This is a genomic window from Sorangium sp. So ce426 (genome assembly GCF_051475585.1).
Taxonomy (GTDB): Bacteria; Myxococcota_A; Polyangia; order Polyangiales; family Polyangiaceae; genus Sorangium; species Sorangium cellulosum_B.
In genome coordinates, this window is sequence record NZ_CP150341.1 from 13,025,480 (window position 1) to 13,039,197 (window position 13,718).

At 68.1% G+C, this 13,718-nt stretch carries 12 protein-coding genes; 6 read left to right on the top strand and 6 right to left on the bottom strand.

The features are described from left to right. Positions 1-42: 42 nt before the first annotated feature. The 6 genes from WMF44_RS49005 to WMF44_RS49030 all read right to left on the bottom strand — a co-directional run bounded on the left by WMF44_RS49005 (position 43) and on the right by WMF44_RS49030 (position 4,544). Complete coding sequence (locus tag WMF44_RS49005; RefSeq protein WP_437296933.1) at positions 43-360, bottom strand: hypothetical protein; 318 nt, start codon at positions 358-360, stop codon at positions 43-45. A 41-nt stretch (positions 361-401) separates the two neighbouring features. Beyond that, positions 402-1,379 (bottom strand): type II secretion system protein GspC, encoded by a 978-nt coding sequence (gspC, locus tag WMF44_RS49010; protein ID WP_437296934.1) that lies wholly within the window; start codon positions 1,377-1,379, stop codon positions 402-404. 205 nt (positions 1,380-1,584) lie between these two features. Further along, positions 1,585-2,991, bottom strand: coding sequence for a sigma-54-dependent transcriptional regulator (locus WMF44_RS49015; protein ID WP_012241830.1), 1,407 nt, complete (start codon positions 2,989-2,991; stop codon positions 1,585-1,587). A 139-nt stretch (positions 2,992-3,130) separates the two neighbouring features. Next, entirely contained in the window at positions 3,131-3,697 is a 567-nt protein-coding gene (locus WMF44_RS49020; RefSeq protein WP_437296935.1) for an isochorismatase family protein, read from the bottom strand. Positions 3,698-3,702: 5 nt separating this feature from the next. Further along, entirely contained in the window at positions 3,703-4,146 is a 444-nt protein-coding gene (locus WMF44_RS49025) for a hypothetical protein (RefSeq protein WP_012241832.1), read from the bottom strand. A 14-nt stretch (positions 4,147-4,160) separates the two neighbouring features. After that, positions 4,161-4,544 carry a (2Fe-2S) ferredoxin domain-containing protein gene (locus tag WMF44_RS49030; protein WP_437296936.1) on the bottom strand — a complete coding sequence of 128 codons (384 nt, stop codon included), beginning with the start codon at positions 4,542-4,544 and terminating at the stop codon, positions 4,161-4,163. A 227-nt stretch (positions 4,545-4,771) separates the two neighbouring features. Between WMF44_RS49030 and WMF44_RS49035 the strand changes: the two genes are divergently transcribed. The 6 genes from WMF44_RS49035 (at position 4,772) to WMF44_RS49060 (ending at position 13,641) form a co-directional block, all read left to right on the top strand. Further along, positions 4,772-7,204, top strand: a complete 2,433-nt coding sequence (locus WMF44_RS49035) for a DUF2169 domain-containing protein (protein ID WP_437296937.1) — start codon at positions 4,772-4,774, stop codon at positions 7,202-7,204. A gap of 38 nt (positions 7,205-7,242) precedes the next feature. Continuing rightward, positions 7,243-7,854, top strand: coding sequence for a hypothetical protein (locus WMF44_RS49040; protein ID WP_437296938.1), 612 nt, complete (start codon positions 7,243-7,245; stop codon positions 7,852-7,854). Between the two features lie 259 nt (positions 7,855-8,113). Beyond that, positions 8,114-10,192 carry a type VI secretion system Vgr family protein gene (locus WMF44_RS49045; RefSeq protein ID WP_437296939.1) on the top strand — a complete coding sequence of 693 codons (2,079 nt, stop codon included), beginning with the start codon at positions 8,114-8,116 and terminating at the stop codon, positions 10,190-10,192. Between the two features lie 59 nt (positions 10,193-10,251). Beyond that, on the top strand, positions 10,252-10,641 hold the full coding sequence (locus WMF44_RS49050; protein ID WP_437296940.1) for a PAAR domain-containing protein: 390 nt from the start codon (positions 10,252-10,254) through the stop codon (positions 10,639-10,641). Continuing rightward, on the top strand, positions 10,641-11,573 hold the full coding sequence (locus WMF44_RS49055; RefSeq protein ID WP_437296941.1) for a DUF4123 domain-containing protein: 933 nt from the start codon (positions 10,641-10,643) through the stop codon (positions 11,571-11,573). The genes WMF44_RS49050 and WMF44_RS49055 overlap by 1 nt, the downstream gene beginning before the upstream one ends. 4 nt (positions 11,574-11,577) lie before the next feature. After that, on the top strand, positions 11,578-13,641 hold the full coding sequence (locus WMF44_RS49060) for a type VI secretion system Vgr family protein (protein ID WP_437296942.1): 2,064 nt from the start codon (positions 11,578-11,580) through the stop codon (positions 13,639-13,641). Positions 13,642-13,718 lie beyond the last annotated feature (77 nt).

Consider the following 13,718-nt stretch of genomic DNA (forward strand, 5'->3'; position numbering starts at 1 on the left):
CTCGATATTCTCTGCGTTGGTTGGTAGGGGAGGCGGCGCCGCTCAGTCAGCGTTCGGCGCGTTCGGCGCGCTCGGCGCGCTTTCGCGCGCGGGCGGCGAGGGGGGCCGCGGCCGCTTCGAGCGGGAGGTCTTGCCCAGGGCGGTCTTGCTCGCGCTGGCGGAGGCCTCGCTGTCGGCCTCCTCCGTCGCGTCCGTCGCGGACTCTTTGTCGTGGGGCGGCAGGACGGCCTTGGCGACCGACACGAGGATGAGGCTCATGACCCCGACGAACGTGAGCGAGCCGAGGACGAACGTGCCGATCACCATCAGCGTCCGCCGGAGCAGGCTCCCCTCGTTCAGCGTCCCTATCCATCGCGCCATGCCGCTACCCTGCTTTCGTCCCTGGATTCAGTCCGGAGCGCTCACTTGATGTTGAAGTCGATGTTCATCGGCTTGCCCTTGCGGTTGATGCTCACCGTGAGCCGGTCCGCCGTCCGGAGCCGCGCGTAGGCCTCGAGGGCCTTTTGCGGATCGCTCATCTCAAACCCGTTGATGCTGGACAGCCGATCTCCGTTCTCCAGCCCGAGCGTCCCCAGCAGAGAGTCCGGGCGAATCCCGAAGAGACGGATGCCCACCACCTTGTCTCCCTCCTTCTCGGGGACGATACGCGCGGAGCGCATCAGCTCGCCCTGGTTCTCCAGGATGTGGTCGACGGCGCTGCGCTCCACGTTGAACTCGTTCTCGCTCACGCGCTGGATCTTCGAGGCGAGCTCCGGCGGGATCTTCTTGCCGCCGCGGGCGGCGGGCTTCGCCGCCGCGCTCGTCGACGTCGTCGCGGGCGCCGGCGCCGGCGCGGCGCGGGCGACGACATGGTTGCTGCCCACGACGGCCTGGCACCGCGAGCTGCCGGACGTCAGCCAGACCCGATCCCACCCCACGTAGTAAACGGTCTGCCCGCTGATCTCATCCCCTTGCCGGCGCAAGATCGCCTTGCCGTCCGAGCCGGCCATGGCCGCGAACGACCACGCGGGATCGTCGGCCTGCGTGATGAGCAGGACGCGGGCGCCGTCGCAGGAGGGGTCCGCGTACGGGTCCTTGTTGGGCAGCTCGTGCGGGGCGCTCGGGATCTCGACCGGCTTGCCGTCGAGCGGCCCTGTCACCGAGTCGAACGGGTTGCGCGAGAGGATCGCCGCGGCGCTCGTCGCGTGGTCCGTGCTGCTCGCGGTCGACCCGAACGACGCCGGGCGCGTCGGAGGGCTCGGCGGCGCCGGCGGGGCGTCGATCGCGACGCTCGAGGCCACGAGCTGGCCCATGCCCGACGCCTGGAAGTAGGCGGCGAGCGCGATCAGCGCGCCCAGCACCCAGGGAAAATACCGCTTCAGGATCGCGTCGATGCCCATGCGCCCACCCTCCTCTAGGCGAGTTTCATGCCAGCGGTCAATCGCCGGTGGTTTCCCGCGTCTTCACGAAATTTCGGAAGCTGTCCCGCCAAGGTGACGCACCCCAGCCGCGCCGGGCGGCCTTCGTTGCCAAAGTGACAAATGGATTTTCGCGGGGGGCCGGCGCACGGGAGCGCGCCGTGTCCGCGGGACGGCGCGCGCGGCGTCACTCCAGCTCGCCGAGCTTTCGGTAGATGGTGCGCGTGGAGATGCCGAGCAACTGCGCGGCCACGGATTTGTCCCCGCGGGCGTGGCGGAGCGTCTCGCGGATGAGCCTGCGCTCGACCTCGTCGAGGGGCGTGCCGACCGAGAAGGTGAGCGAGCTCGGCTCGGCGGGGGCGGCCTCGCGGATGAAGTCGGGCAGGTCGTCGACGGAGAGCTGATCGCCGCGGCAGAGGACCACGGCGCGCTCGATCACGTTCTCGAGCTCGCGGACGTTGCCCGGCCACGTGTAGTCGGTCAGGCGCGCGAGCACGTCGCGCGGCGCCTCCAGGCGGGGGCGGTTGTTCTTCGTGCAGTAGACGCCGAGGAAGTGGTCGACGAGGAGCGGGATGTCCTCGCGGCGGGTCCGGAGCGGGGGCGCCGTGATCGCGATCACGTTGAGCCGGTAGAACAGGTCCTCGCGGAAGCGGCCCGCGGCGACCTCGGCGCGGAGGTCCTTGTTGGTGGCCGCGACCAGGCGCACGTCGGCGCGCACCGTGTCGCCGCCGACGGGCTCGTACTCGCCCTCCTGCAGCACGCGGAGGAGCTTCACCTGCACGGCGGGCGAGAGCTCGCCGATCTCGTCGAGGAACAGCGTGCCGCCGGCCGCCTTGGCGAAGCGGCCGTCGCGCTTCGCGAGGGCGCCGGTGAACGCGCCGCGCTCGTGGCCGAAGAGCTCGGCCTCGAGGATGGTCTCCGGGATGGCCGCGCAGTTGACCGCGACGAACGGCCCGCGCGATCGCGCGCTGCGCTCGTGGATGAAGCGCGCGAGCAGCTCCTTGCCGGTGCCGCTCTCGCCGAGCACGAGCACCGTGGCGCTCGAGGGCGCCGCCTGGGTCGCGATGTCGAGCACGCGGCGGAGCGTCGGGCTCGATCCGACGATCTCGCGCTTCGTGAGCAGCTTGATCTCCTGCCGGAGCGAGCGGTTCTCGGCGACGAGAGACTGGCGCTCGGCCGCCTTGCGCACGCTCTTGATGATCGTCATCCGCTTGAGCGGCTTCTCCACGAAGTCGTAGGCGCCCTCGCGCATGGCCTGGACCGCTGTCTCGACGGTCCCGTAGGCGGTCATCATCACGACCTCGGTGTCGGGCGCGAGCTGCTTCAGCGCGCGGAGCAGCTCGAGCCCGCTGACGCCCGGCATCATCAGGTCGGTCAGGACGACCTCGACGCGGCGGCTGCGCACGATCTCCAGGGCCGCCTTCGCGCTGTCCGCCGTGATGACGCGCATGCCGTCGCGCTGGAAGATCTTCTCGATGGAGGCGACGTTCGACGGCTCGTCGTCGACCACGAGGACCGTCGGCGCGCCGGGCGGCGGCGCAGCGGGGCCAGCAGGCGGCGCGCTCGGGGGGACTTGTGCCAGATCGTCAGCCATGCGCCACTGTGTCACAGACGTCAGCGGCATGTCCAGGAGAGCACGGGTCTGACAAAGTCCGATCCGGCGCATGACAAACTGACACGCCGGCCTGGTCCCCGCGCGCTCCCCGCGAAGATCGCGAAGATCGCGGGATCGGTCAGCGGATGAGCTTCGACAGCTGCTTGAAGTCGTCCGTCCCGGCGATCCTGAGCCAGTCGAAGACGACGGTCTCCGCGGTGGTGATGGTGGCGCCTGCGGCGCGGCAGAGATCGAGGCCGGCGAGCCGGTGGTCGTCGCGGCGGGAGGCGACGCCGTCGAGCGGCACCTGGACGAGGACGCCGCGCGCGGCGAGGTCGCGCGCGGTCTGGAAGACGCAGACGTGCGCCTCCATGCCGACGACGATGGCGGCGCGGGGCGCGCGCCCGGCCGGCGTGCGCAAGGCGCGCTCGAACTCGGGGGAGCCGCAGGCGGAGAACTCCATCTTGGGGAGGACGGGCGCGCCTGCCTGGGCGAGCCGCTCGGCGATGGGCGCGACGGTCGGGCCGAGGCCCGCGGGGTACTGCTCGGTGGCGACGACCGCCGCGCCGAGGCGCCGCGCCGCCTCGATCAGCACCGTGGCCGCGCGGGTCAGCGCGTCCATCTGGGGCGCCGGCATCGCGGCGGCGAGCTTTTCTTGCACGTCGATGACGATGACCGCGCTGTCTGCGGGCTCGATCCTTTGCATGGTGGTTACCTCGTGGCGCGGAAGCTCCTCAGGAACCGGAGCAGGTCGCTCCGCAGGTCGAAGCGGAGGAGCGCCTCGCCGATCAGGGCGCCGCCGTCTCCGACGAGGACGCCGGGCAGGACGGTCATCGACGTCATGAGATCGCCGGGGCGCACGGTCTTCCGGCCGGCGAACGCGCAGCGGCGGCCGTCGTTGGCGGTGAACTCGAAGGAGTAGGGCAGGGTGCCGGTGCGCACGACGTCGAGGCCGAGCCGCCCGGAGAGGTAGCGGTGGTCGGCGAAGCCCTCGGCGTCGATCTCGCCCTCGATCTCGACCTCGGGCTTGCGCAGGAAGTCGAGGAGGCCGCGCGAGCGCGCCCGGATCGTGAACGACATGGGCCGCTCGTCGGAGGGCGAGTCGACCAGGTGGAAGCTCCCGGCCATGGTCTCGCAGAACTCGAAGCCGCGCATCACGCCTCCGCCCCTCACGCCTGCGGGGGCGCGCCGCGGGGCGGCGCCGGCAGCGGCGGGGCGGCCGTCGCCTCCGTGAAGTCCTCGGGCGGGAGCACGAGCCGCTCGACGCGGCGGCCGGACGCGAGGGCGTCGACGATCTCCGGGACGTCGGCGGGGGTCACGCGGCCGTAGAAGTAGCCGTCCGGCTCGACGGCGATGACGGGGCCCGCCCAGCAGACGTCGAGGCAGCTCGCGGAGCAGGCGCGCGCCTCGACCTTCGCGAGGCCCCGCTCGGCGAGCGCGGCCTTGAGCTGCACGTGGATGCCGTCGGCGCCGCGCTGAGCGCAGGAGCCCTTGGGAACACCGTCGGGGCGGCGGTTGACGCAGACGAAGAGGTAGCGCTTTCGCTGGGGCACGAGGCGGATCCTCGTGCGTCGCGGGGGCCAGGTCAAGCTGGGGAGGGGAGGCGGGGGCGGGGAGCGAGCCGCGGAGCTGCTCTGGAGAGTTGGTTCGTTGGCAAGGTCTCCTGGTCGGCGAACCCATGACCAGGCTGCGCGGGCGGAAGGTATTCCCGGGTGCCGCGAGCTCGATGTTGGCGGGACAACTTTTTATCGCCGAGGTGTGTATGATGATGACCGCCGCTATGGATGTCGTCTCCAATTGCGCATTGCCGGTCGCTTCGGTCGTCTGGCAGCCACGTCCCGCGATATGGATGCTCACCGTCGTCTGCAAGGCGACGTTCCTGCTGCGCGCAGGCGAGGCGGTGATGGCAAGGGAGCAGGAGCCCCCGCACGAGGACGATCAGTACTGGCAAAATGATGCCCGCCGGAGCCTTCGGGCAGCCTGCGATCTCGTGCCCGTGAAGCCCTGGGCAGACGTCGTGCTGGTGGGTCATGCGTTCGCGCCCAGGGGAGAACCGGTGCGTTCGCTCATCGCCCGGCTCAGCGTGGGCGAGGTGGACAAGTCGGTCGCGGTATTCTGTGATCGTGTATTTGCTCAGGACGGAACGCTCCACGAAGGACAGAAGTTCTCGCGGCTGCCGTTGATCTATGAGCGCGCTGCGGGCGGGCCGGACACCGTCAATCCTGTGGGGGTTCGCCCTGGGATGCAGGATGCGCAACGGAGGGTCATGGTCCCCAACCTCCAGCAGACCGGGGCGAAGGTCACATCCCCGGCTGATTTCATTGCGCCGATCGGCTTCGGTCCGCTGGCACCGACGTGGCCAACGAGGCGCGAGAAGCTGGGCCGCAAGGCGGGACAGGGGACGCTGCGAGACTGGTACAAGCAGCCGCTCCCCGAGGACATCGACTTTTCGTGCTTCAACCACGCTCCGCAGGACCAGCAGCTCAAGGAGCTGCGTGAGGACGCGCGTATCGCGCTCGAGAACCTCCATCCGGAGCACCCGAGCCTCGTCACGAGCCTGCCCGGCATTCGGCCGCGCGCGGTGCTCGAGCGGGCCAAGGGGGCGCAGCAGCCGCTCACCATGCGCTGCGATACGCTGTGGATCGACACGGACCGGTCGGTGTGCGCGTTGACGTGGCGGGCGCAAGTTCCGATCGAGCACCCGCAGGAGCGGGGAAGAGTGCTTGTCGAGCTCGCGCAGGCCGGGCCGAGCGCCGGCTGGCCCGGGGAAGCGATGGGACGCGCACCGATGGCGTCGCAGCCGCGAGGGCTCGACGTTGCGGAGACGGCCGTTCCTCCACCGGCGTCGTCGTCTGAAGAAGAGGAGAGCTTCGGGGGGACCCTAATTCCGGTTCCGGGGGGCATGCAGCCGGCGGGCGCAGTGCTTCCGTTCGCGCCGTCAGGTGCTGCGCCACATGCGCCGAGCTTCGGGGCACCTCCAGTGCAGAGCCCGCCGCGGCCGCTGTCCCAGTCTTCGTCCGGATGGGGCGCTGGTGTTGGGTGGAGCGCTGCTGCGCCGCCTTCTGCGCCCGCGCCGCCGGGCTCCGCACCGTCGCTCAGCCAGTCGTCGCCGTCATGGGGGGCGGGGGCTCAGCCCGCCCCGGCGCCTCCGTCCCGCCGAACGCGCATGGGCAGCGAGGATTCGGACGTGTTCCTCGCACCTGCGCCGCCCCCGCCAGCGCCGCCCATGGTCGTGGCTCCTGCGCTGGTGGATGCGATCCCGCCGGCGCGCGACAGCAGTCCGTGGGCGGTCGAGCCTCGCGCTGGCCAGCCGGCTCCCATGACGGTTGGGCAGCTCGCGGCGCACGTCGTCAGCCCGGAGGTCGCCAGGCCCGAGGCCGCGCCGGGGCGTCCGGTGCCGGTGGCGACGCCACGCATCGAGACGGGCGCGGCGCTGCAGTTCATCTGGTACGACCCGGAGGAGGTGCCGCGGGTCCGGCGGAAGCCAGCGTTTCAGCAGATCCTCCGCGAGCTTTCGGAGAGGCCGCTCGACGGGGAGGTGGACGATCCGGCGATCGCGAAGGATCCAATGGCGGTGGAGGATCGCCGTGAGGTCTTCGAGGTGCTTGCGCGCGGCGAGGCAGCGGACGAGGCGGGGCTGAGCGGAGCGCTAGAACGGGCGGTCCGCGAGGACGGGAAGTTCGTCGCGCCGTTGCTCCTCTTGGCCGGCGAGATGTGTCTGCCGTTCGACGAGCTCGATCGGCTGAAGGCGACCATGACGACGGCGGCCTCGTTCGCGGCAGGGGATGAGGTGTTGAGCGCTGCCGTCGAGGAGGCGAAGACCTTCCTGAGCATGCCGCACCTGCTCAGTCCCCCGGCGGTGGCCGAGGGGTTCACGAAGCGGATCGAGGACGCCTTCGCGAGAGGGAAGCGCTCCGTACCGCAGGGATACCTGGGGGAGCAGGCAGAGCGGGTGCTCGTGGAGCGGCGATGCTACCAGCGGCGCGCGGTGTTCGGGGCGGCGCACCTGCGGGCGCTGCTGCAGCTGGACGGCTCGTCACGGCCCGTGCCGGCGTACCTGCCCGAGGACCTGGCGATGAAGCTGCCGATGCAGGCGCGATTCAAGGCGAAGGTGATCGCGGTGGTCGAGCTGCAGGAGGATCACTACGAAGCACATCCGGCGGCGCTCCGGGTGACGGCGCTTGCGAGGTTGATGGGGGCGCAGCGAGCGTAACGCGTGGGGCGTGCAACTGTCGCGACGTGGAGGTCGGCATGTCGAAGGGGGATCATGTCTTCAACAACATCGTTGCTAAAGTGAATGGCGCGTTCGAGGCGGGGTTCATCGCTTATGCGCGGGAGAAGCTCGCCAGCGGCTCGGCCGCGTCGGCGCCGCTCGGCACCCTCATCCATAGCAGAGCAGCGCGTGACGACTGGATGCGGCGATCCATGCCGCGGACATCGAGCCTGCTGGCGGCATTTCGCGACGATGTGGCCCTAAAGAACCTGAGAGAGTCGCTGCAGACGGCAACCTATCTGGGCGAGGACGCCAACAACGAAACCTACTCCATGCACGCACAGGCGTTCCAGGACGCCGTGATCCGCCTGTTCACGAAGATCGCGCGGACGCGATCCTACCTGAACGAGGGGGACCTCACGCCTGACATCACGCGCGTCCGGAAGGCCTTCTTTCATATGACACGCGTGGCGGAAGACCCTGGTGCCCTCCAGCGGTTGCTTGAACAGGTCCAGGGAAACGCGCGCGAGCGGGCCAAGGTGGAGGCTGCCGTCCAGGTTGTCCGTGCGCGTCTGGAGTCGGCGTGGGGGGCCTGCGAGCGCATCTTCAGGACGGCGGCTGCGGAGCTCCTGCGGCTGCCCAGGAGTTGACGGCGCGACCGACCGCATGGCGCTGCATCATCTCAGCGGAGAGCTGAGCTAGCCTCGGTCTGTTCGCGCTGCTCCATTCGTCGAGGCGCGAGTCATGATTTCGTCATCGAAGAGGAGGTCGCTGCCTCGAACTTCTCGTTTGTCGAGATCGTTTTCTTGCTTTGGTGACGGCGGTGGATCGCGTAGCATTCGATCGAACCGGTGAGCCTGGCATGGGGTGAGGGAGGCGCTCGCCGGCTGAACGAAGGAGAACCCGCCGATGAGTCTCGAGGTGACCTTTGCTTGCGGCGAGGGCCCGCTTTCCGTGCGCCGGTTCTCGGTGCAGGAAGCGGTATCGAGCTTGTTCACCGTCTCGGTCCTCGCAGGATCCGAGAACCCCGCCCTCGACCTGGAGGCGATCATCGGCAGGCCGGCGCGCTTGCGCGTCGTCGGCGGCCTGTCTCATGCCGGCGTAGGTGCGCGCCTCTGGACGGGCATATGCAGCTATGTCGAGCAGGTCCACGCGGTGCAGCCAAGCAACGGTCAGACGGCCATATCAAGCTACCACGTGCGCATCGTCCCGGACCTCTGGCTGCTCACTCAGCGCCGCAACTACCGAATTTACCAGCATCTTACGATCCCGGACATCTCCGACCGACTGCTCGCAGAGTGGAACCTGCAGCCCGTCTGGCAGATCGATCGAAGCCGCTATCCCAGGCTTGAGTACAGGGTCCAGTACGGCGAGAGCGACTATGCCTTCCTGAGCCGTCTCTGGGAAGAGGCCGGCATCGCGTTTACCTTTCCAGATGACGATAGCGCGGGCTCCAGGCTGACGCTGAGCGACCATCTGCACCAGAATCCGCTGCGCGAGGGCGCGCCGCTGACCTATGCCGACAACCCCAACCAACCCCTGGACAACCAGTTCGTCGCCAACGTTCAGCTCTCCCACGAGGTCCGTCCGGGGGCCTATACGATCCGCGACCACGATTTTCGCCGCCCGGCGTTCCCTCTGACCGGCGAGGCGCAGAAGGCACCCATGCCCGAGGACAAATACGAGCAGTACCACTACCAACCGGGCGCCTTCCTGATCCATGCGGACAAGGGTGGTGGCACGCCGGCTGCGGACGACAAGGGGGTCACGCGTCACGAGCAGTCCTTCGGGAAGAGGCTGGCCGAGCGCGCGCTCGGTGCCGAGCGCGTCGACCGGCGCGCGATCTCCTTCGAGACGAACACGATCGACCTCTGGCCCGGCGTGGTTTTTGGCATCGATGGCCATCCGCATCCTGAGATCGCCGATGGCACGCGGCTGCTCGTCACCGAGTTTTCGGTCGAGGGCAGCCCTGGTGAGGAGTGGTCGATGTCAGGCCGCGCCCTCTTCACGGATTCCCCCTACCTTCCTTCGTTCCGCACCCCCAGGCCTCGCGTCGAAGGCGCACAGTGCGCCACGGTCGTGGGCCGCGCGGGACAGGAGATCCACACCGACGAGTTCGGGCGGGTCCGCGTCCAATTCCCCTGGGATCGCGAGGGTCGTCACGATGACGCGAGCTCGTGCTGGATCCGCGTGAGCCAGGGATGGGCCGGAACGGGCTACGGGATGATGGTCCTCCCCCGTGTCGGCCAGGAGGTGCTTGTCGGCTTCTTGGAGGGGGATCCCGACCAGCCGATCATCGTCGGGCGCGTCTTCAACGCCACCCAGCAGGTCCCCTACAAGCTCCCGGAGCACAAGACGAGGAGCACCTGGAAGAGCGACTCGTCGCAGGGCGGCGGCGGATTCAATGAGATCATGTTCGAGGATCTGAAGGGGCAAGAGCTCGTCTGGGAGCAGGCGGAGAGGAATCGTCGCCGGCTCGTCAAGAATGACGAAACCATCACGATCGGTCACGACCGCCACCTGCTCGTGAAGAACGACGAGCAAGCGCGCACGCTCGGCAACCTGAAGGTCTATGTCGGCAAGGATCAGGACATCGTCATCAAGCAAGAGAAGCGGGAGCGCGTGGAAGGCAACAGCCACCTTTCTGTCTGGGGGAAGCGAAACCAGAAGATCAACGGCTCGCATTCGCTGATCGTGGGCGGAGATCGCCATGAGGTCGTGGGCAAGAACCACGCGCTCGCGGCGGCGGAGGAGATCCACGTCGCGGCCGGCACGGCGCTGGTCATCGAGGCGGCGAAGGACCTCACGCTCAAGGGCCCGGGCGGGTTCATTCGCATCGACGCGAGCGGCATCACCATCCGGGGCAAGGTCGTGCGCATCAACAGCGGCGGCTCGCCTGGCAGCGGCAAGGGCGTAAGCCCGGAGGAGCCGGACGAGGCGATGGAGGCCGTCACCGATGACGTGAGCCGGACGCTGATAGGGCAGTGATCCGGTGCTGGGCTTGGCACGGTTGAACGTTTGCAACGCTTGAGGAGAGGAGGAAAGATATGCCTCCGGCAGCACGCATCACGGACATGCACGCTTGCCCGATGGTCGAGCCCGGACCGGTCCCCCACGTCGGTGGTCCGGTGCTGGGCGGAGAAGGTACGGTCTTGATCGGCTTCCAGCCCGCCGCACGCGTCGGCGACAGCGCCAAGTGCGTTCCTGCAGTCGACAGCATCTCCGCGGGGGAACCCACAGTGATCATCGGCTACAAGGATGCGGCGCGGATGGGGGATCCTACGTCACACGGCGGGGTGATCGTGAAGGGCTGTCCTACGGTGCTCATCGGGTCGAGCCCTCAGGCGGAGACGTTGAGGACGGAGAAGCCCTTCTGCGAGGACTGCGAGCGTAAACGGAAGGAGCGCGAGGCGCGCCGCAAGCGGGAGCGGCGCTGATGCCGGCGCCGCGGTGTATCGTCGAGGTCCGTTGGGGGAGGCTCGCAGGCACGAAGGTCGCCATCGAGCCCGGCAAGACGCTGCGGGTTGGGCGAGGGGACATGGCGCAGCTCGTGGTGCGGCACGATCCTAGACTCTCGGCGGTGCACTTCGAGCTCGCGTGGGACGGCGCACGCTGCACGCTGCGGGACCTCCGGAGCATGACGGGCACGCAGCTCAACGGCGCGCCGGTGACCGAAGCCGAGGTGGAGCACGGCGCATGGATCCACGCCGGTGAAGCGGATTTCATGGTCTACTTCGAGGCCCGTACACCGCCGCCGGAAGAGGAGAACGAGGACGAGGTCGATGAGGACGCGGGGCGCCTCCGCGCCAAGCGCCACGCGCTCGCGGAGCGAGCGCTGGAGAGGCTGCGGGAGGCGTCCTCGCGCGTTCCCCTGTACGCACTCCTGGACGCCGCCCGCGACGACCGGATCCTGGAGCTCTTGCGAGAGTCGGTGGAGCGCCACCAGTCGCTCTACGAAGGGCCGCCCGGCGAACCTTTGGAGCACGTAGCGCCTTACCTGGCTGGTCCCATGGATCCGAGCTCGACGCTGCTATCGCGGCTCGTGCTCGAGGGATGGGGAAGGCGTTGGGGCATCTACTGCACGAGCTTGGAGCCGTTCCGTGAGGTCCGACGGCACTTCCGGCGGTTCTTGATGGTGGAGCTGGAGGAATCGGGACAGCGTGTCTACTTCAGATTTTACGATCCTGGCGTGATCGGCGTCTTCATTCCCACGTGTACGCCGCTCCAGATCCAAGAGATGCTGGGCGCCAACGAACGCATCCTCTACGAGGCCGCCGATCATGGTCTCGCGAGCATCGGCGCCGAGCTTGCGATATTCAAGCGGTTCGCCAAGGCGCCGGAGACGGCTGTCCCGCCGCATAAGGGGTGACAGGATGCCCATCCTCACGCTGACTCTATCGACCCGAGAGGACTCGCTCGTTGTGCATCGGTTCGCGGTCCACGAGGCCCTCTCGATGCCGTTCTCGGTCTCGCTCTGGGCGCGATCGCCCGATCCTGCCATCGATCTCGCGGGCATCGTCGGCCGCCCGGGGACCTTCCACGCCGACGCTGGCTATGGCTTCGAACCCCGGCCGGGCGGCCGAACGTGGAGCGGCCTGATCAGCCGAGCCGAGCTGGTGCATGCCGTCAAGACTGCACCCGGCCAGCTGAACGTCTCCACGTACCACCTCCGTCTGGTCCCCACCTTATGGCAGCTTACGCAGCGCTGTAATAGCCGCATCTACCAGCACCTGTCCATCCCCGACATCATCGACCGTGTTCTCAGCGAGTGGCGTATCGATGCTGGGTGGAAGATCGATCGCGCCCGCTATCCCAAGCTCGACTACAAGGTTCAGTACGCCGAGACCGATTACCTGTTCCTGAGCCGCCTCCTCGAGGAAGCTGGCATCGCCTTCACTTTTGCCGACGATGACGGGCATCTCGCGACGCCCATCTTCAGCGACCGCCTGGAGGCAACGGCACCCTGTCCGATGTCGCCGATTCTCTATGTGAGCGACCCGAGCGACAGCGCCGGGCGAGAGTTCGTTACCGGCGTGCGCCTCAGCCGTGAGGTTCGGCCTGGCACCGTGAGCGTGCGGGACCACGATTTCCGACGTCCAATGTTTCCGCTTGCAGAGACCGCACGAGCCGCCTCTGCCGAGGACCGTTACGAGCAGTACCGATACCGGCCCGGCGCATTTCTCGCGGAGACTGGCAAGCCAGCTGGCAGCCCGGTTGCAGACGACCAAGGCTTCGCTCGTCACGACGCTGGATACGGACATGAGCTGGTGCATTGCGAGCTCTACGGGGAGCGTGTTGGCCTTCATGGCATTTCGTATGAAACCAACGCCTTCGACCTTGTCCCGGGCGTCGTCTTCTCGATCGACAGCCACCCCCATCCAGAGCTGCCTGCAAGACGCAAGCTCCTCGTCGTGGAGAGCTCTTTCGAGGGCACACCAGAAGGCGAGTGGACGCTCTCCGGGCAGGCAGTGTTTGCCGATTCACCGTATCGCCCCCCGCGGCGCGCTCCGAAGCCGGTCGTCCATGGCTTTCAGAGCGCGGTCGTCGTGGGTCCACGTGGCCAGGAGATTTATGCGGACGAGTACGGTCGCGTACGCGTCCAGCTCGCATGGGACCGCGATGGACAAAAGGACGAACACAGCTCCTGCTGGATGCGCGTGCATCAGGGATGGGGCGGCGGCGGCTGGGGCATGATCGCTCTGCCGCGCGTCGGGCAGGAGGTTCTTGTCACATTCCTTCAGGGTGATCCCGACCAGCCCGTCGTGATCGGTCGCGCGTACAATGCGGTCCAGAGCGTTCCATATACGCTGCCCGAGCACGGTACCCGCAGCACATGGAAGAGCGATTCCTCGCCAGGCTCGGGCGGGTTCAACGAGGTGATGCTCGAGGATCTGAAGGGCAAGGAGCTCGTCTGGCAACAGGCGCAGAGAGACCGGAGGCGGCTGGTCAAGAACGACGAGCAGAGCACGGTGGGTCATGATCGCCAGAAGCTCGTCAAGAACGATGCGACCGAGCGGATTGACGGGTACGCCAAGCAATGGGTGGGCAAGGAGGTGGATTCCGTCACCGGGCGCGATACGCGCGAGCGGATCGAGGCGAGCTGCCACATCGAAGTGCGCGCGAGCCTCCGGGAGGAGGTTCGGGGAACGCAGTCGTGTACTGTCGAGCTGGGTCAGCGTGAGCGAGTTGGCGGCCGCTACGCGCTCCGCGCGGCGAAGAAGATGCATTATGCCGCCGGTGAGGACTTCGTTGCTGAGGGCACGGAGGACGTGACGATCCGCGGGCCTGGCGGCTTCATCCGGATGGATGCGGCGGGGGTCACCATCAAGGGCACGCTCGTCAAGATCAACGTGAGCGGCTCAGCTGGGAAAGGTGGGGGAGCCCATCCGGGGACGCCGGAGGAGCCGGTGGGGGTGGACTCCGACGACACGTTGTAGGAAGTCGTGCTCTTCGAGGAGAACCATCTCCAATGACCTCTCTCCTTCGAGCGGCATCTGTCCAAATTCGACGACGG